At 55.8% G+C, this 17,331-nt stretch carries 17 protein-coding genes; 9 read left to right on the top strand and 8 right to left on the bottom strand.

What is annotated here, in order from left to right:
- Window positions 1-33: 33 nt before the first annotated feature.
- Complete coding sequence (locus JIN87_RS14415; protein WP_200356282.1) at window positions 34-1,119, bottom strand: efflux RND transporter periplasmic adaptor subunit; 1,086 nt, start codon at window positions 1,117-1,119, stop codon at window positions 34-36.
- Window positions 1,120-1,327: 208 nt separating this feature from the next.
- On the opposite strand from JIN87_RS14415, the gene JIN87_RS14410 reads away from it, so the two are divergent.
- Both JIN87_RS14410 and JIN87_RS14405 read left to right on the top strand, forming a co-directional pair.
- Complete coding sequence (locus JIN87_RS14410; RefSeq protein ID WP_200356281.1) at window positions 1,328-1,771, top strand: Minf_1886 family protein; 444 nt, start codon at window positions 1,328-1,330, stop codon at window positions 1,769-1,771.
- Window positions 1,772-1,862: 91 nt separating this feature from the next.
- Window positions 1,863-4,436 (top strand): M16 family metallopeptidase, encoded by a 2,574-nt coding sequence (locus JIN87_RS14405; protein ID WP_200356280.1) that lies wholly within the window; start codon window positions 1,863-1,865, stop codon window positions 4,434-4,436.
- 82 nt (window positions 4,437-4,518) lie between these two features.
- Here JIN87_RS14405 and JIN87_RS14400 read toward each other — a convergent pair whose 3' ends face one another.
- Window positions 4,519-5,880: an alkaline phosphatase D family protein gene (locus JIN87_RS14400; protein ID WP_200356279.1), complete on the bottom strand. Its 1,362-nt coding sequence runs from the start codon at window positions 5,878-5,880 to the stop codon at window positions 4,519-4,521.
- Between the two features lie 227 nt (window positions 5,881-6,107).
- Between JIN87_RS14400 and JIN87_RS14395 the strand changes: the two genes are divergently transcribed.
- Window positions 6,108-6,746: a DUF4202 domain-containing protein gene (locus JIN87_RS14395; protein WP_200356278.1), complete on the top strand. Its 639-nt coding sequence runs from the start codon at window positions 6,108-6,110 to the stop codon at window positions 6,744-6,746.
- A 118-nt stretch (window positions 6,747-6,864) separates the two neighbouring features.
- Window positions 6,865-9,354 carry a beta-mannosidase gene (locus JIN87_RS14390; protein ID WP_200356277.1) on the top strand — a complete coding sequence of 830 codons (2,490 nt, stop codon included), beginning with the start codon at window positions 6,865-6,867 and terminating at the stop codon, window positions 9,352-9,354.
- 42 nt (window positions 9,355-9,396) lie between these two features.
- On the opposite strand, the gene JIN87_RS14385 is transcribed toward JIN87_RS14390, so the two are convergent.
- The 6 genes from JIN87_RS14385 to JIN87_RS14360 all read right to left on the bottom strand — a co-directional run bounded on the left by JIN87_RS14385 (window position 9,397) and on the right by JIN87_RS14360 (window position 13,654).
- Window positions 9,397-10,980 (bottom strand): MFS transporter, encoded by a 1,584-nt coding sequence (locus JIN87_RS14385; protein ID WP_200356276.1) that lies wholly within the window; start codon window positions 10,978-10,980, stop codon window positions 9,397-9,399.
- A gap of 172 nt (window positions 10,981-11,152) precedes the next feature.
- The gene (trxA, locus tag JIN87_RS14380) at window positions 11,153-11,476 is read right to left on the bottom strand and encodes a thioredoxin (protein ID WP_200356275.1); all 324 of its coding nucleotides are present in this window, start codon (window positions 11,474-11,476) and stop codon (window positions 11,153-11,155) included.
- A 2-nt stretch (window positions 11,477-11,478) separates the two neighbouring features.
- A complete protein-coding gene (locus tag JIN87_RS14375; RefSeq protein WP_200356274.1) occupies window positions 11,479-11,742 on the bottom strand; it encodes a hypothetical protein in 264 nt (87 codons plus the stop codon).
- A gap of 35 nt (window positions 11,743-11,777) precedes the next feature.
- Entirely contained in the window at window positions 11,778-12,029 is a 252-nt protein-coding gene (locus JIN87_RS14370) for a hypothetical protein (RefSeq protein WP_200356273.1), read from the bottom strand.
- 15 nt (window positions 12,030-12,044) lie between these two features.
- Window positions 12,045-12,839 (bottom strand): segregation and condensation protein A, encoded by a 795-nt coding sequence (locus tag JIN87_RS14365; RefSeq protein WP_325176389.1) that lies wholly within the window; start codon window positions 12,837-12,839, stop codon window positions 12,045-12,047.
- Window positions 12,840-12,949: 110 nt separating this feature from the next.
- Window positions 12,950-13,654 carry a YceH family protein gene (locus JIN87_RS14360; RefSeq protein ID WP_200356272.1) on the bottom strand — a complete coding sequence of 235 codons (705 nt, stop codon included), beginning with the start codon at window positions 13,652-13,654 and terminating at the stop codon, window positions 12,950-12,952.
- A 445-nt stretch (window positions 13,655-14,099) separates the two neighbouring features.
- Between JIN87_RS14360 and gspG the strand changes: the two genes are divergently transcribed.
- The 5 genes from gspG to JIN87_RS14335 are packed head-to-tail and all read left to right on the top strand — an operon-like array spanning window position 14,100 to window position 17,310.
- Window positions 14,100-14,537: a type II secretion system major pseudopilin GspG gene (gspG, locus tag JIN87_RS14355; RefSeq protein WP_200356271.1), complete on the top strand. Its 438-nt coding sequence runs from the start codon at window positions 14,100-14,102 to the stop codon at window positions 14,535-14,537.
- A gap of 35 nt (window positions 14,538-14,572) precedes the next feature.
- Window positions 14,573-15,103 carry a prepilin-type N-terminal cleavage/methylation domain-containing protein gene (locus JIN87_RS14350; RefSeq protein WP_200356270.1) on the top strand — a complete coding sequence of 177 codons (531 nt, stop codon included), beginning with the start codon at window positions 14,573-14,575 and terminating at the stop codon, window positions 15,101-15,103.
- Window positions 15,087-15,602, top strand: coding sequence for a PulJ/GspJ family protein (locus tag JIN87_RS14345; RefSeq protein ID WP_200356269.1), 516 nt, complete (start codon window positions 15,087-15,089; stop codon window positions 15,600-15,602). The genes JIN87_RS14350 and JIN87_RS14345 overlap by 17 nt, the downstream gene beginning before the upstream one ends.
- Entirely contained in the window at window positions 15,599-16,282 is a 684-nt protein-coding gene (locus JIN87_RS14340; RefSeq protein WP_200356268.1) for a prepilin-type N-terminal cleavage/methylation domain-containing protein, read from the top strand. Before JIN87_RS14345 ends, JIN87_RS14340 begins: the two co-directional genes overlap by 4 nt.
- A gap of 41 nt (window positions 16,283-16,323) precedes the next feature.
- Window positions 16,324-17,310, top strand: coding sequence for a type II secretion system minor pseudopilin (locus JIN87_RS14335; protein WP_200356267.1), 987 nt, complete (start codon window positions 16,324-16,326; stop codon window positions 17,308-17,310).
- Window positions 17,311-17,331: the final 21 nt, after the last annotated feature.

Below are 17,331 nucleotides of genomic sequence, written 5' to 3'. Positions count from 1 at the left end.
TCCGGGCTTCGGGTTTGGGTGGCAGGGTGATCGCTATTGGAGGGCGCTTTCCTCGACGGCTTCAACGGTTGCTCCGGGGACAACGAAGCCTTGGCCGACGGTGATGAGCTTTACCTTGTCTGGGAGGCCGCTGACCCAGAATCCGTCGTCTCCTGTGCCGATGATTTCGGTTTTGTAGAATCCCACGGTGTCGCCTTCCTCGACGGTTTTGAGTCCTAGCTCGCCGTCCGTATCGGCGCTGAGGAAGAGTACCGCAGGCGTGACCTTGTGAGCCATGGCGCTTTCGGTGGTGGTGACGATGTCAGCGGTCAGGCCGGCTTCGAAGCTGAGGTCCTGGTTGTCGAATTCAAACTCTACGGTGTAAGTACGCACGGCTTCGTTGGCCGCTCGGGAAAGGTAGCGGATGCGCCCTTGCACGGTGCGTTCGCCAATTTTCGCGATGGCGGGGGAGTCGTGGTCAATTTTTTGGATCTCGAGGGCGGTGGCTTCTGCGGAGACTATCATGGGGTGCAGGGCGAGGAAGTGGGCCATGGGGTCGCCGACGGCTACGAACTCGCCGACTTCCACGAGTCGTTCGTTGAAGATTCCGTCGAAGGGGGCGCGGATGACGGTGTTTTCGAGGGCGATTTCGGTCGCTGCGACCTGGTTTTGGGCGTCTGCGAGCAGAGCTGCGAATTCGGCGAGTCGGGTTTCGGACTGGTAGCCGTTGGTACGAAGTTTCTGAGCGGCTTCGTATTCGAGTTTTCGTTGAGTGAGAAGGGTTTTGGCCGCTGCCAGTTGCTCTGGAAGGTTTTGCGAGTCGATTTCGATGAGGGGGGCGCCAGCTTCGACCTGAGCGCCGCGGGGCGCTACGATGCGAAGAATTTGACCGCCGATTTCGGCCTTGAGCACGCTGTCACGGGAGGCTTCCGTTTTTCCGCGCAGGGTGATTTGAGCGGCGTAGGGTTGAGCGATCGAGTCACGCACCCGCACGCTGGGGAGCGGTTTTTTTTCGTTCGCGGCTGCGGTTTGCGCTTCCGCGTCTTCGGCGGCCTTCTGGTTGGCGCCGATGGAACCGAAGATCATCCAGGCGGTTAGAAGCACGACGATAGTGATCGCGATGGTAAGGTTGGTTTTCATGCGTTTATGCAGATGGGAGAGATTGGTTGCAGCTGTGTGCTGCTTGCGAACGTGCAAGTATTACGCATCAAGGCTGCGAGTGGTTACGAAAAATGACTGCGGCGCATTTGGTCACAACTTTCTTTTTGCAAGATTGACAGTCTGGGCAGGGATTTGTGGGGTGCAGAGCTGAGAGTTGAGCGTCTTATCGAGAGACCCATCCACTATAATGAAAGAGCACGATTTTACGGAAGTTGTTAGCCTGATCGTAAAGGAGGACCCGCGTTACGCGAAGAACGGGTACCTCTTTCTCCAGAAGGCCTTGAACTTCACCATCGACAGGGAGCGCAAGCGCCAAGGAAAGGTGGTTACCAAGGTGGCCAAGCGTCACGTGTCAGGGCAGGAGCTGCTCGATGGAATTCGCGAGTATGCTTTGGAGCAGTATGGTCCGATGACTTACTACATTCTCACCTCCTGGGGCATCACCAAGTGCGAGGATTTTGGCGAGATGGTATTCAACCTGATCGAATACGGCGTTTTCAGTAAGAACGAGAACGACGCCAGAGAAGATTTCGCATCCACCTACACCTTCAAGGAGGCGTTCGAGAAACCTTTTAAGCCGAAGAAGCGGTTCCTGAAGCGTCCGAGCTACCGGGCGATCGAGTCGCTGTAGCGTTATCGGGTAGCGGCCGTTGTCCCCAACGGCCAAAATGTTTTGCAAGAGTGTCCGCTGGGGACAACGGACGCTATCTATTTTTCCAACCATGGACCACTCCCCCCACAATCGCGCGCTTGACGAAGGTCAGGCGATGATCGCTCCTTTGCTCAAAGAGCCGGTTGACCGTTTTGTTTTGCCGAATGGGCTGACGGTTTTGCTGAAACCGGATAACTCGTCTCCCGTCTGCTCGGTGCAGGTTTGGGTGAAGACAGGGAGCGTGCATGAGGATCGTCATCTGGGATCCGGCATCTCTCACTTCGTCGAGCACATGCTCTTCAAGGGCACGGAGAAGCGTCCCGGCAAGGAGATCGCCCGTGTGGTGCATGAATCGGGCGGCTATATCAACGCTTACACGACTTTCGATCGGACGGTGTATTACATCGACATGCCGGCGGAGAATGTGGATGTGGCTCTCGATGTGTTGAGCGATTCGGTGTTCGGCTCGACGTTTCCTGCGGAAGAAGTCGATAAGGAGCGGGAAGTTATCAATCGCGAAATCGCGATGGGTGAGGACGATCCGGACAGCAAGCTGATGCACTCGCTTTTTGAGACCGCGTTTAACAAGCACCCCTACCGCTATCCGATTATTGGATACAAGGACGTGTTTAACCGGATCTCGCGTGAGGACTTGGTCGAGTATTATGAAGGGCGCTATGTTCCAAATAATGCGGTTCTCGTGGTGGCGGGGGATTTCCACGTGCCTGAGATGAGGGCTGCGGTTGAAAATCACTTTGGAGAATTCCAGCGTCGCTCGCTGGCTCCGGTTTATCTTCCTGAAGAGCCTTTGCAGTTGTCTGATCGCCGCCAGGATTTGTACGAGGAAGTGCAAATTTCGCGAGTTGCCATGGGATTTCAGGTGCCTGGTCTCACGCATGCGGATACGCCTGCTCTCGACGCATTGGCCCTTGCGTTGGGCAATGGTGACAGCGCGTTGCTTTACCAGCATTTGCGTGAAGAGAAGCAGCTCGTTCACATGATCGACGTGTCGAACTGGACACCGGGAAATGTGGGCGTTTTTTACGTCTCGATGATTTGCGATCCTGACAAGAGCGAGGCGGCTCTGGAGGAGATGCGTCGGTATGTTCTTTCCTTGCAGGAAAAGGACTTTACGCCGCAGATCATGGACAAGGTCCGGCGCCAACTGCTGGTAAATGAAGTGAACTCTCGAAAGACGGCAGCTGGCCAGGCGGCTCGGTTGGGAACGGCTGAAGTGGTAGTGGGAGACATCGGGTATGCTCGGAATTATTTGAAGCGAATCGCGGAGGTGACGGCAGCGGACCTGAAGCGTGTGCTTGATGCTTGGATACGCTGGGATCGTTTGACGACGGTGACGCTGAATCCCAAAGATCGGCTGACAAAGGAAGCCGATGACAGCGATCAGTCGAAAGCCGCTCTCGATTTCGAGGAGATCGTGCTGGCGAATGGTTGCAAGATCCTGCTCCGCGAAAACAACCGTTTGCCCAATCTGCACTTTCGTGTGGCCATGCAGGCAGGGGCGATGTTCGAGCCTGAGGGGAAGCAGGGGCTGACTGCATTGCTCTCAACGATGATGACCAAGGACACCGAAAAGCGTAGCGCGCTTGAAGTTGCCGAGGCGATCGAAGGAGTTGGGGGCAGCTTTTATGAGTTTTCGGGTAACAACAGTTTGGGATTCGCCCTCGAGGTCTTGCCGTCGGATACCGATCTGGCCCTCGATTTGATCGAAGAGTCCTTGCTTCGCCCAAAGTTCAAAGAGGAGGTCTACGCTGTCGAAAAGGAGTCGCACTTGGCGGGGATTAAGGAAAATCTCGATGATATCGTGACTGCGGGCCGTCGTGCTTTGCGAAAGCGTTTCTTCGGAGACTACCCGTTTGGAGAAAGCGGTAGTGGAAGTTTGGAGACTGTTTCTTCGATCACGCTCGATGAAGTGCGGGCGTTCTGGGAGCAGATCGTGGTTGGCGGGAACGTTACGATTGGCGTTTCCGGCCAGTTTGACCGAGGCGCTCTCAAAGCAAAATTGGAATCGTTGCTAAGCAAGCTGGACCAAAAGGTCTTGCCGGCTAGCGGCTCGGTATTTGCGAAGCCAGCCGAAGTAGGCGAGCATCGGGAAGTGATGGATCGTCAGCAGGCGATCGTGTTTCACGCCTATCCGGCTCCGGGGCTGAAGGGGGACGATTATTACGTCTCTGAGGTCGCCGACGAACTGTTTTCGGGGATGTCGAGCGAGCTTTTTGATCGGGTTCGCGAGAAGTTGAGTCTAGCTTACTTTGTGCGTTCCGCACGTATCGTCGGGCTGGATGCGACGATGTTCTATTTTTATGCAGGGACTTCTCCTGAGCGTTTCGAGGAAGTGATCGTCGAGCTTGATCGTGAAACGAATCGTGTGATGGAAGGGGTGGGCGAAGAGGAGCTTGCTCGTTGCAAGAAGCGCCTGAAGGCTGCAAAGCGAATGAGCATGCAGACCAACTCGAGCTGTGCGAGCCAAGCCGTCTTAAACGGGGTCTATGGTTTGCCGGTGAACGAGTGGCGGAATTACGACGAGAAGATCGATGCGGTTTCGGTCGATTCTTTGCGTGCGTTCGCGAAGCGCTACTTTGCAAACGAAAACCGGGTCGAACTGGTGATCGGACCCGGTTTCTAAGGAAGTTAGCGGCCGTTGTCCCCAACGGCCATAGTCTGTTTCGGCGTTGCGCCCGCTAGGGACAGCGGGCTCTACCCTTTCGTTACTGCACGACTGCTTCGCTTGGGGCGGCTGGCGGAACGTTGGCGTAGGTTTCTGGGTCGTCTACTTTGGTTTGCCAGGAGGCGGTGCCGTTTTTGAGTTCGCTCGCTTTGACTTCGAGGGCAGGGAAGACGCTCTCGCCGAAGACGTTGATGACTTCGTAGGCGAAGCTTGGGTCCTCGCCGGTCATGTCGAAGCTGAGTAGGCCGAAATTCATGGTAGTCGAGTACGGCTCGTGGATGTGGATGGTGGAGGGATCTTGCTCGTCGAAGGTTGCTGTGGGGTCTTGGGCGAGCGGGCTGCTGACGAGCTCGTAGAAGTCGTATCCACCAGCGTTTGACATCGGGATCGCTTTTATCTCGGCCTGATCATTGTCGCCGGAAACGAGGATCACGCCGGGGATGTCTTGCTGTGTGATGTAGCCGAGAAGTTCGTCACGCTCTTCTGGGAAGGCCATCCAGGTGGAATCGGTGTGTTCCTTGATGTCAGTCCAGCTGCTGCTGCTGAGGAGGACTTTGAAAGGTGCTTCGCTGGCTTCGAGCTCGGATTTCAGCCACTGGATTTGAGTTTCGCCGAGAAGGGTCGCGGATTCGTCGTTTTGGCGGTAGCTGTAGGTATCGAGTACGAAGAAGTCTACGCCGCCGTAGTTATGCTTGAAGTAGGAACCGGGAGCTTCCGTTGTTCCGTAGGCTGGATTGGCCCAGTAGCGTTGGAAGACCTCGAATGACTTTGCTTCGTCAACGCCCGGTCCGTCCCAAGTGGCCATTTGCGGGATGGAGCGGAGGAGGGGTTGGAGGAACGGGATGCTGCGTTGCTTGCGGTATTGCTCGGCTTGGAACGCTGGGGCGAGGCCTTCGGCGGACTCGTTGTCGCCGAGCCAGAAGAAGGCGTGCGGGCGAGCGTTTTGCACTTGGAGCCAGATGGCTTGCATGCCGTCGATTTCGGTTTTGGCGCCTGCCCCGAAGGCGACGGTGAACTGCACTTCCATGTCGGAAGGCGGCGCGGTGAGGAGCGGGTAGCCTTCGTTTTCGCGGGGGGAGGCGAGCGGTTCACCGTCGACGAGCACTTGGTAGTAGTAGAAAGAGCCCGCTTCGAGCCCGTCGATGGTCGCTTGAACGCAGTAGTCGTTTTCCGCGGTGGCACGGATGGCGGGGGACTCGAGGGCTTCTGTGAAGTTGGGGCTCTTAGAATACAGGATGGAAAGGTCTGCCTCGCCGGCGACGCGGGCCCAGATTTGAGCGGAGCTCTGGTCGACGTGGCCGAGCATTGGGCCTTGCATGAGCTTGGGGGCGGCTGTGGCCGCGAGGGCGGAAAGGGTGGCGCAGCTTGCTAGAAGAGCGAGGCGGATGGAGTTGATGCGCATGGATGTTGTTTTGGGTGAGTTGATGTTAGTCCGGCGATTGTAAAAATGCCGTTAATGTAAATGGATTGTTAAATCCGGTCGCCTTGATGGGAAGCTCGAAAGATATCAGGGCTCATTGATGTGGCACTGGGGGATCGTCTTAGGGTGCGAGCGTTTCTTGAGTAATTAACTCTATTAGAAGTCGCCCTCGCTATTGCCTTTAAACGCTTCCCTACTAGGGTTTTGGGATGGAACGGACTTTTGATAAGGACTTGCTCGAGCGGCAGTTAGGCCGTGTCGCCGACACGACGCGTTTTTTGAAGGCGATCGGGGAGATGGATTTGCTTAACGACGACGATCCGAATCGCTACGCGATGGATGGAAGGAACGTTGGCTACGAGTTGTTCTTCTCGGTGCAGCTCACGCGTTGGCTGCTGCAGCTCGCTCCGGACGCGAGCGAAGCGTTGATGTTAGCGACCCGTGGTCAGCACATTTGCCGTTGGATGATTCCGCGCGAGGACTATTCGCGTGATCGAGCGGGCTATCTGAAGTGGCGTGCTGACCTGAAGAAGTTTCATGCCCACAAGACCACTGAGGTCTTGGAGATGATGGACTATGACGCGGAGACGATCGCCCGCGTCTCGGATTTGAATCTGAAGAAGGGGATCAAGTCGGACCCGGAGTGCCAGGCTCTTGAGGACGCGCTCTGTCTTGTGTTCCTTGAAAAGCAGTTCGCCCAGTTTAGCGAGAAGACCGACGAGGAGAAGATGGTGAACATCTTGCAGAAGACCTGGGCCAAGATGAGCGAAGCGGGTCACGAAGCAGCCCTCTCGCTTCCGCTTGGCGAGGCGGAAAAGGCTCTGGTAGGGAAAGCGTTGGCGAGCTGAGCCGTTAGGCCTCACTTAAATTTTATACGCTATTTCTCAAAGCGAATTAGTTTTAGAGCATCTAAAGTGATGCTTTGCAAATTGGTGTTCCCCTAAATCGACAACGCTTACTGACAGTATGAACGAACTTCTCGAACTTGATGGTGAATGGACTTTGACCGGTCCGAAGAAAATTGAAATTCCGGCGATTGTGCCCGGTTGCGTGCACGCTGATTTGCATCGGGAGAAGCTGATTCCGGATCCGTACTATCGAGACAACGAGAAGCTTGTCCAATGGGTGGGGGAAGAGTCTTGGACTTACACCCGCGAGTTTGAGGCAAGCGAGAGTCTGCTAGGGCGGGATCGAGTGATGTTGCGTTTCGATGGGCTGGACACCTTGGCGACTATTTCGATCAACGGGCGAAAGCTGGCCGAGACGAACAACATGTTCCGGGAGTGGGAGTTTGACGTGAAGCCTTTGCTCAAGGCGGGAGCGAATCGGATTTCCATCAAGTTTGCCTCTGCTCTCAAGTATGGTTTGGCGAAGCAGAAGGAGCGTTTTCTTTGGCAGACGGGTATTGATCACCACCGACTCGAAGGCGGGCAATGGGTGCGCAAGGAGCAGTCGAACTTTGGTTGGGACTGGGGGCCGATGATCGTTACCTGCGGTATCTGGCGTTCGGTGCGTATCGAGGCGTTCGATACGGCTGAGATTTCTCAGCTTCTGGTAACTCAGTCGTTGTCGAAGAATTTCAGGAAGGCGGACTTGGAAGTCGAAACCAGCGTTTCGGCGACGCGTCGTGGAAAGCTGAAGGCGTTCGTCACGCTATCTCTTGGCGGCTCTGTGGTCGCGAGCGGGGAGAGTCAGGTTTCGCGTGGAAAGGCGAAGACGCAGTTGACGGTTAAGCAGCCTGAGCTCTGGTGGCCTAATGGACTGGGCGAGCAACCGTTGTATGTGTTTGCGGTGACTTTACTAGATGCGGAAGGGGAAGTGCTCGACCAATCGAGCAAGCGAATCGGAATCCGCGAGTTGAAGCTGGTTCGCGAGAAGGACCAGTGGGGCGAGTCTTTTTGTTTCCAAGCGAATGGAAACCGTTTCTTTTCCAAAGGAGCGAATTGGATTCCTTCGGACCAGTTCGATGTGTGGGGAACCAACGAGCGAAATCGCGATTTGTTGAAGTCGGCTGCCGAGGCGAACATGAACATGATTCGCGTATGGGGTGGCGGGAAATACGAGCGCGACGATTTTTACGACGCTTGTGACGAGCTGGGGATCTGTATTTGGCAGGACTTCATGTTCGCTTGTTCGGCGTATCCAGGGTTTGACGACGAGTTTGTCGATAACGTGAAGGTAGAGGTGGCCCAGAACGTGCAGCGGATACGCCACCATGCGTGTCTTGCTATCTGGTGCGGCAACAATGAGATGGAGCACATCCCGCCAATCCTGGGGGATGAGCCGGGGCAGATGCCTTGGGACGAATACATCAACCTCTTCGACAAGGTGATAGCGAAGGTGGTGAAGCAGAATGATGCTCAAACGGACTATTGGCCTTCAAGCGAGCATTCGCCTGTGGGAGATCGCAAGTTTTCGCAGAATCCGGATTGTGGAGATGCTCACTTGTGGAAGGTTTGGCATGGGCGTCGCCCGTTTGAGTGGTACCGCACTGCTTATCACCGTTTCTGTAGCGAATTCGGTTTTCAGAGTTTTCCGGAACCCAGCACGATCGAGACTTACACGAACAAGGAGGAGCGCAATGTCACTTCGTACGTTATGGAGCAGCATCAGCGTAGTCCTATCGGCAATAGTGCGATAATCGACTACATGCTCAGTTGGTTCCGCCTACCGGTTGGTTTCGACAACACGATTTGGCTGACTCAGATTTTGCAGGGGCTTGCGATCAAGTATGCGGTGGAGCACTGGCGCATGAACAAGCCTCGTTGCATGGGGGCTTTGTATTGGCAGCTTAACGACTGCTGGCAGGTGGCGAGTTGGTCTTCGGTCGACTTTTTCGGAAAGTGGAAGGCTCTGCATTACGCGGCTCGAAACTTCTACAATCCGTTGTTGGTGACTGGTGTCGAAGACTTGGATACGAGTGAAGTCGCTATCCACGTGGTGAACGATTTGCTGGAGGCAAAACCGCTGACGGTAGGCTGGAAGGTCGTCGATGTGGATGGGAACGAGTTTGAAACTGGAACGAAGAAGGTCCGCTCTCGGGCGAATTCGACTGGAGTCGTGAAGGTTCTCAAGTTGAAGAAGTTGGTGGCCGAGCAGGGGCAACGTGGCTTGATGATTAAGCTCTCGCTTAAGGATGGCCGAAAGGTTGTGAGCGAGAACTTGGTGACGTTCGCTCGTCCGAAGCATCTGACGCTTGTGGATCCAAAGCTTTCCGTAAAGGTGAAGGTAGCTCCGCGGGGCGCGTTCGATATAACGATTTCCGCTCAGAAACCTTCGCTTTGGACTTGGCTTGAGCTAAAGGGGATGGACGCGCGTTTCAGCGACAACTTTGTCCATCTCATGGCAGGGGAATCAAATACGATACGAGTCACTCCGACTGAGAAGACGACTTTGGCCAAGGTCAAGAAGGCGGTGGTCGCTCGCTCCGTATTCGATACGTATCAGGAGAAATAGGACGAAATTACAGTGCCCGTTGAGGACAGCGGGCACTACCGTTTATACCGTGCCGCGTCGTTCTTCTAGTTGGGTGCGGATCTCTCTCATCTTGCTGGCGGTGAGAGGGAAGTTGAGAACGAAGATAAAGGAGAGGATCAGGCCTGCGATTGGAACTGCTGCGAGGAGGAAGCGGATCCAGAAGATGGCGGAGTCGCTCTGATCGCCGCCGAGCTCTGCATCGAAGCCGGTAAGGTCTAGAGTGACCCCGCTAATGAACATGCCGAGCATCATGCCGATTTTCATGATGTAGGAGCCGCATGCGGAGAAGGCGCCTTCACGACGCTTGCCGTTCTCGTATTCGTCGTAGTCGATGACGTCGGCTCCGATCGAGCCATACATCATCCAGAAGGCGGCTTGAGTGAAGGCGATGGAGCCGGAGGCGAAAATTTGTAGCCACTGTACTTCCGGAGTGTAGAGCCACCAGGTGGCGGTGAAGACGACGATTCCGGAAATCTGGATGCAGAGAATGGTGAATCGCTTGTCGGTGCGATGAGCGAGTAGCCCCCAAGTGAGCGGGCCCATGAAGCCGAAGACGGTATTGGCGAGTCCCATCCCGGCGTTCCAAAGGTAGCCTTCGGTCAGGTTGCCTTGGCTGACGTAGTAGAGGGTGGCGTAGAGTCCGAGGGTGCCGACCATGCTGAGGCCTAGTGAATAGGAGAGCCCCATGGCGAGTTGGGTGCGGAAGGGGCGGCATTTGAGAGCTTCCCAAATGGTTTCCGTGATGCGGATCTTGTCCTGCGACTTGCTTACGATCTTGTCGTAGTAGCGCTCCTTCAGACCAAAGAAGAGGAGGAAGCCGATGCAGATCATCAGGATGCCGAGAATGACGCCGTAGACTTGCGCTCCGAGGAGGGTATTCACGTTTTCGCCGCCGTCGCCTGACTCGAGTCCGAACGGGGTGGCCATCAGGCTGAGCGCTGCCGCGAAGTCGAAAGTGAAAAGGGCTCCCCCCATGGAGCCGAGCCAGCTGAAGGCGTTGCTGACGAGTATGGCTAGTTTCTGCGGGACGTCTGCCCAGGTCGCGTTGTCCCAGATGAGGGCGGTGGCGAATGCTCCGGCGGTGAACATCGCGATCTCCATGATCTTCTGGATGCTGCCTTTGAATTTGAAGATGCTGTTGCGCTCTTGGTAGTCGGGGCTGAGTTCAGCTCCGAGGCTGGAGTAGGGCATGTTGAAGCAGCTGACGAAGGTCATGAAGACCATGGAGCTGCCGAGCATCCACCAGAAGTAGGCGGTGTTGCTCCAGTCTTTGCCCACGAGGAAGAGCATGGGGAAGAAGAGTCCGCTGAGGATCGAGCCGACGAGGATGAAGGGGCGGCGGCGGCCGTAGCGTGTTCGTGTGTTGTCTGACCACCAGCCGAACAGGGGGTCGGTGATGGCGTCCCAGCCGAGGCGCAGCATCAGGGCGGTGCCAATCAGAGTGCCAGGAACGCCGAGAAACTGGTTGAACACGGTCCAGGCGAAAGTGACGTAGAGCCAGTTGCCCCACATGTCGTTTCCTGTCCCGAGGCCGTAGATGATTTTGCTGCGGGTGGAGACGGGGGCGGTTGAACTTGCGGGTGCGGAGTCAGGGGCCTCGGGCATGGAAATTCGTGTTCGGGATGTTTGCTAAGGGGTGTCTCGATACCGCCAATTTTGAAAGTGCGAGTCAAACTTCTATGGCGGGCGGACGCGCTTTCAGTAGTGGAGGTTTTGGCACAAAAAAACGCCTCCCGCGAAATGGCGGGAGGCGCTTTGGAAAATTCGTTTTCTAGGCTTAGACGTGGGCCTCGATCTTGGCCTTGAGGTCGTCCTTGCCGATCATGCCGACGATGGTGTCGACCTGCTCACCGCCCTTGAAGAGGATGAGGGTTGGGATCGCGCGCACGTTGTACTTGGCGGCGATGGCGCTGTTTTCGTCGACGTTCACCTTGGTGATGGCGGCTTTGCCGTCGAGCTCGCCCGCGATTTCCTCGAGGAGCGGCGCGATTGCCTTACAAGGTCCGCACCATGGCGCCCAGAAGTCCACGAGGACTGGGCCGTTGGCGCTGGAAATCGCGTCGTTAAAGCTTTGTTCATTCAAGTTGATGATGTCTGCCATGATTAGTGCGTGTTAAAATAGATGAGTGTCGCGAATGCAAGAGAAGCTGTCGCGCATGTGATGCTAATCGCTAGCTCGAGAGGAGATATGCTATCTTTTTTACGAGCGGCGTATTCCTCGAGCAAGGTCAACGAATTGCCCTGCGAGTCGGTTGCAATGACGACTTGTTCTTCTGTTTTCTGCCCTTCGGGCAACACTTCGTCGCCTTTGCCGTCTTCGATGGAGAGGGCGCTGGGGCGTGGAGTGTCGGGGTCGCGGTGGGCCATGGGAGGAAGGCCGGTCGTCGCTCGGCCTTGCGTTTCTACTCGCTGGGGCGGTTTTTCTCGATGAGTTCTGCGAGGTGCTTTTTCTCGATCGTTTCGAGCTGTTTGCCGGCCTTTTTCATGTCTTCGAAGGTCTTGACGACGGTTTCGGTCATGCGTTCGTGGGTTTCTTGGGAACCGCCGACGATGGAAAACTTCTCGGCCTGCGTGATTCGTTTGTGGCCGTCTTCGTTGTCCAGGCCGACTCCGAGTAGATGTGATTGCTTGTTCGCTAGGCTTTCGTCTCGCACAACCTTGAGCGTGGGCTAAGGGGCGGGCTGTTCAAGCTCGTTTTCTTCCTCGAAAGAGAGGCGCTCGCCGCCTTCGAGTCCGGTCACGATGAAATCGCAGAAGGCTTCGTCCTGCTCGACCTTGAGGCGTTTGAGGCGGGTGAGTTCGAGGATGGCGATGAAGGTGGTGACTAGTCGTCGCAGGCCGATCGGGCCTTCGAACAGGGTGGAGAAGTTGAAGACGGGCTCGGTGGTGATCTTGGAGATCAGCATTTCCATCTGGTCGACGACGGTGACGGAGTCGTCCTGGATTTCGCCCACGACCAGCTTTTCGGTGAGGCGTCGAAGGACGATGTTGTAGGCGTTCCAGACGGAAATTTTATCCTCGGGTTTGAGGGGGCGCTGGGGCTTTTCAGTCTTGTTGACCGAGTCGTAGTCGCGTTCTTTAAGCAGGGCGGCCCGGTCGGAGAGTTTGTCGATGGAGTCGGCGGCTTCCTTGAATTTCTTGTACTCGAGGAGCTGATGGACGAGTTCCCAGCGGGGGTCGACTTCCGCGTCGTCATCGTCGTCTTCGGAGGCGCTGCGTTTGGTTTTGGGAAGCAGCAGGCGGCTTTTGATCTCCATGAGGGTTGCGGCCATGACGAAGAAGTCGCCTGCGATCTCGAGTTTCACCTCCTTCATGGAGTTGAGGACTTCGAGGTACTGGTCGAGTACGAGCTCTATCGGGATGTCGTAGATGTCGATCTCATGCTTGCGAATGAGAAAGAGCAGAAGGTCCATTGGGCCTTCGAAGACGGAGAGCTTTATTCTTGGATCTGCTTCGGCTACCACGGCTGGGATTCACGGAGCGGGGCGCAGCGGTGGCAATGCGAAATTATTCACAAAGCCGTGGAGGGCCTTGGGAGGTGGGGTGGAATTGGGAGAAGAGCTGGGCTTGGCTTCTATTCGAATTGGGCTTTGAAGCTGGCGAGTTCTTCCTGGAGCGCCTGGATGGCGGCGGATTGTTGGGAGACGGTTTGCTCTAGAGTCGCGATGCGAGCTTCGGCCTCTGCGGGGAGTGCGGTGGCGACTTCGACTTTCATGGGTTCTCCGCTTGGCTGGGCTACGACTGTTTGGGCTTCGATTTCGGGCTCGCCGGAGAGGAGGTGGGCGAAGCGAGCGTCTTTTTTGCCGGGTTGGCGGGGGAGTTCGACGATCAGCGGAGTCGGGCGGGTGGCGAGTTGTTCGAGCTCGTCGCGCATGGTGTCGAGGTCTTCGAAATGGCACATGCGTTCGCAGCGGGTGCGAAGCTCGCCTGCGGTTTGGGGGCCGCGCAGGAGGAGTTCGGCGAGGATGGCGACTTGGGGTTTGGGGAGCGGGTAGACGTTGTCGAGGGAGTGGCGGTACTTGGCGACCCGAGCGGCGGTCTGGGTGACGAGCAGGGCTAGTTTTTTGTGGCGGAGCGATTCGAGCCCGGCCGAGACGGCTTCGTCGTCGAGATCGAGTACGGGGGAGCGGTTGCTCTTCTGGTTGCTGGCGTTGACGAGTGAATTGAGGGTGAGGGGGTAGACGTCGGGGGTGGTGGCTTCCTTTTCGATGAGGCAGCCGAGGATGCGGGTTTCTACCATTGAGAGGGCTTCGTGGGGGAGTGCGTTGTCTTCGCTCATGGGCTGGGAGGCTGGGGTTCGGCGATGGGTGCCGTTTTCTTAAATTATGAAAATGTAATGTTGAGGTAACGGATCGGTAATAAAGTGCCGCTAAATTCAAAGGAACAACTCGATAACTTCAAAATAAATGAAATAGCTCGCCGGTGTCGTGGTTCTAAGGAGAAGGCGCAACATTGTTGCAAAGCCCTTAGTCTATAAACACTTTACACCTTGAGAGCTTCCCTTTTGGAACTCTACCCAGATAAATCCCTAAGAGACTGTCCAATAAGTCCAATTTCTTCGCGTACTTGCACCCTTCGGCTCCAGATTTCGTTTCCTCGTTTCGATATACCCTCCGGGTATACCTCAAATCGAAAGCCAAAATTTGGAACTCGAATTGCACTTGGTACGCTCGAAAGCAACTTATTGGACAGTCCCTAAACCCTTAATGCTGTAGCTTGAAAGAATGAGAAGGAGTAAGAATTTTCGCGGTAAGAAATCCGGTTTTACCTTGGTTGAGATTTTGTTGGTGCTGGCCCTGCTGTCGCTTTTGATCGGTTTCGGAGTGGCGAACGCGGACAAGCTTTTTGGTTCCAACCAAAACGCGATCGTTTCGATGAAGGTGAAGGAGTCGTTTAACGCTCCTCTCTTCAAGTACCGCGCTGACACGGGGCGCTACCCGACCACGGACCAGGGGATCAAGGCTCTTCTGGTCAAGCCTTCCGACGACAAGGGACGGTGGAGAGGCCCTTACATCACCAAGGCGGAAGACCTCGTCGATCCTTGGGGCAACGAGCTGAAGTATCGTTATCCGGGGACCAAGAACGTCGGCGGATACGATCTGTATTCACTTGGCGAAGACGGCAAGGACGGAACGGCTGACGACATAGGGAACTGGGAATAGGCGTTCTTCTAGCTTAAGCGCTGGGGCGGCGTCTTATGTTTCGAAATTCAAAAAGAGGGGCGGAGGGATTTACGCTCATTGAAGTCCTGCTGGCAGTGGCCTTGGTGGCTATGCTCGGCTCGGTTTTGGTGATGAATATAAATTCCCTCCTACGCGACGGAGAGCTGGAAACGCTCGAGCGCGAGTATTGGCGGGCTGTGGAATCGGCTCGGTCGGGAGCCGTATTCAATCAGCAGGTACATTTTTTGGAGTGGGACGGGAAGGAACAGAGATTTCTGGTGAGATCCGCCGGGGAAACGGAGGCGTTCGAGGTCGACACGTCTTCGATGGGGGATGTGGAGATCGAGGTTTTCTTCGAGGAAGTGGCTCCGGAGAACAGCTACGTGCTGATCGCTGGGGAGCTGGTGGCCAAGCGGGAGATCGCTACGGTTGGCTTCTATCCGGACGGGACCTGCTCGCCTTACACGGTTTCGATGAAAATCGCGGGCTTCGAAACGAATTTCCAGATGGATCCTTGGACGGGAGTGCAGCTGGTCGACCCGAATGAGGATGAAGCGGGGATTTAGGAGGCTATCGCTGGCTCGGCATTGGGGGAAGGGGCCCGCTCCGGCTGGATTGTTAGGGTTCACGTTGCTGGAGGTTCTGGTGGCGATGGCCTTGTTTTTCGTGGCGGTGACCTATTTCTCGATGGCCTACTTGAACACGCTGATGGCGGTGGAGAGCACGCAGGTGAATCAAAGTTTGGAGCAGGACATGGCGGCGATTCGGCGTCAGGTTTTGTTGCTGGGCGATATCGAGGAAGTCGAAGAGGGGGGCGATGTCGTCACGGGAGAGCATGGTCTTGCTCGTTGGAGCGTGGAATACGAGTACACGGAAGTGGCGGATCTTTTTCTGGTCACGCTGACGGTTGAGTTGGATCCGGAGGATGAGGAAAAGGGAGTGACGGAGGCGACTGAGCAGTTTTACCTGACGCGACCCAGCTGGTCCGAGCCGCTCGAACGCGATGAATTGAGAGCCCGCACCAAGGAGCGGCTGGTGGAGCGCCAGTTGAGTTCGGAACGATGAGACGGGCGAACATCCGCGGGGCTCGAGGGGGCAAGCGTAGCGGGTTTACGCTTTTAGAGGTGCTGCTGGCGGTGGCCTTGGGGGCGTTTATCCTGACTGCGATCACCAGCTTTCTCTATAGCATGGCTGAGCTTTGGGGGGCGGGTTCGAACGAGCGTTTGTTCGAGAAGCATGCTCGCGGGGTATCCCGTTTCATTGAAAGCAGTTTTCATCGTGCTAGTTTGCGTTATGCGACAGAGGAGGATGGTAACGACCCTGTCTTCTGGATGAATTGGGAGGGGGATGACGCTCGGAACGAGGAGTTTTTGAGTTTCGAGCTTGAGCAGAGTCCGGGCGCCTTGATTTGGCCGGAGAATCCTCTGCCGCACATCGTTTGCTCTCTGGAGTTCGACGAAGACGAGGGCTTGTTTTTGCTTTGGCGTTCGCGTTTGGAGGATGCGTTTGATGAGGATCCGCCGCGCAGGACCTTGGTCTCTCCTTTCGTGACCTTGATCCGGTATCACTACATCAACTACGAGGAAGAGAGTCCAGAGTGGGAGATCGAGGAGCTGCCGCAGCAGGAGGCGGATGAGTCTTACTTGATGCCGGAACGGATCGAGCTGGTGTTTCAGTTCGGTCGTGAGGAGGTCAAACGGCAGATCATTTTGCCTAAAGTGATGGAAGGGACACCGATCTTGTGAGGGGCGGATCGCGCAGTGGAAGTCGAGGATCCATCCTGCTGATGGTTTTGGTGCTGATCGTGGTGGTGTCGTTCGCCTTGACGATGTTCATCGAGAAGGCGGAGGTCGAAATCAAGAGCGAGGGCTATTTTGTGAAGCGTTCCGAGCTGAGGATGGATGCGTGGTCGATGCTCGAAGTGGCGGTGGCTGTGCTTGCTGACGTGAAAGCGATCGATGGGGCGCTTTATGCTCCGAACCAAGGTTGGGATGACCCGCTAGAGTATGCCCAGGTGGAGCCTCGCGAAGGATTGGAAGTGGAGTTTTCGTTCATCGACGAAAGCGGGAAGGTGGACTTGAACACGCTTGATCGCGATTCTCTGATTCTGTTGTTCGACGAGCTCGGGTTCGAGCTGGATATTTCGTCACGTCTGAGCGACGTGCTTCTCGATTGGATCGATGTGGATGACGAGACGCGAATCGAGGGCGCGGAGTCGGAGGATTACAGTTCCTTGGAGCTCGACGTGCATCCGGCGAACCAACCGCTTAAATCGGTAGAGGAGTTGAGGTATCTGATCGATTTCGAAGAGTTTTTCTTCGATGAAAACGGTTTGCCGCTGCCGGTGTTTAGCCAGTTGGAAGAGGCGGTTACGGTTCACGAGGTTGGGACGCTGAACGTGAACTCGGCTTCGTCGCTGGCGTTGCGGGCGATGGCTGATTTGAACGAATTTGATAAGCAAGCGATCGACGAGTTTCTCAAGGGGATGGATGGCGAGCTCGGCACTGGGGATGACAACTATTTTTCAAGCTCGGAGGATATCTCAGCGGTGCTGGTGGATGTGCCTGAGGGAGCTCCTCTTGGTCACCAAATTTCGGTGCTGACCGTCAAGGTAACCGTTCGCGAAGGGGGCTATGCTTATTCCCTGATCGGTACCTTGAGCGCGACCACCGAGGCTCCAGCTTTGGAGCAAAGCGGCGAAAGCTTGAGATACCCTTTCCTTTTCCTCGATTTGAGGGAACAACCGGGAGCTGATAATGCTCGACCCTTATAGAATTTGCCTAGAGATTTTTGC

The organism is Pelagicoccus mobilis, assembly GCF_016595505.1.
Lineage (GTDB): Bacteria > Verrucomicrobiota > Verrucomicrobiia > Opitutales > Opitutaceae > Pelagicoccus > Pelagicoccus mobilis.
The sequence above is the reverse complement of the archived record's forward strand: the minus strand, read 5'-3'. Positions and strand labels throughout refer to the sequence as shown.

Coding starts and splice junctions, on each gene's coding strand:
- JIN87_RS14415 (WP_200356282.1), bottom strand. CDS start 1,119: ATGAAAACCAACCTTACCATCGCGATCACTATCGTCGTGCTTCTAACC.
- JIN87_RS14410 (WP_200356281.1), top strand. CDS start 1,328: ATGAAAGAGCACGATTTTACGGAAGTTGTTAGCCTGATCGTAAAGGAG.
- JIN87_RS14405 (WP_200356280.1), top strand. CDS start 1,863: ATGGACCACTCCCCCCACAATCGCGCGCTTGACGAAGGTCAGGCGATG.
- JIN87_RS14400 (WP_200356279.1), bottom strand. CDS start 5,880: ATGCGCATCAACTCCATCCGCCTCGCTCTTCTAGCAAGCTGCGCCACC.
- JIN87_RS14395 (WP_200356278.1), top strand. CDS start 6,108: ATGGAACGGACTTTTGATAAGGACTTGCTCGAGCGGCAGTTAGGCCGT.
- JIN87_RS14390 (WP_200356277.1), top strand. CDS start 6,865: ATGAACGAACTTCTCGAACTTGATGGTGAATGGACTTTGACCGGTCCG.
- JIN87_RS14385 (WP_200356276.1), bottom strand. CDS start 10,980: ATGCCCGAGGCCCCTGACTCCGCACCCGCAAGTTCAACCGCCCCCGTC.
- trxA (WP_200356275.1), bottom strand. CDS start 11,476: ATGGCAGACATCATCAACTTGAATGAACAAAGCTTTAACGACGCGATT.
- JIN87_RS14375 (WP_200356274.1), bottom strand. CDS start 11,742: ATGGCCCACCGCGACCCCGACACTCCACGCCCCAGCGCCCTCTCCATC.
- JIN87_RS14360 (WP_200356272.1), bottom strand. CDS start 13,654: ATGAGCGAAGACAACGCACTCCCCCACGAAGCCCTCTCAATGGTAGAA.
- gspG (WP_200356271.1), top strand. CDS start 14,100: ATGAGAAGGAGTAAGAATTTTCGCGGTAAGAAATCCGGTTTTACCTTG.
- JIN87_RS14350 (WP_200356270.1), top strand. CDS start 14,573: ATGTTTCGAAATTCAAAAAGAGGGGCGGAGGGATTTACGCTCATTGAA.
- JIN87_RS14345 (WP_200356269.1), top strand. CDS start 15,087: ATGAAGCGGGGATTTAGGAGGCTATCGCTGGCTCGGCATTGGGGGAAG.
- JIN87_RS14340 (WP_200356268.1), top strand. CDS start 15,599: ATGAGACGGGCGAACATCCGCGGGGCTCGAGGGGGCAAGCGTAGCGGG.
- JIN87_RS14335 (WP_200356267.1), top strand. CDS start 16,324: ATGGTTTTGGTGCTGATCGTGGTGGTGTCGTTCGCCTTGACGATGTTC.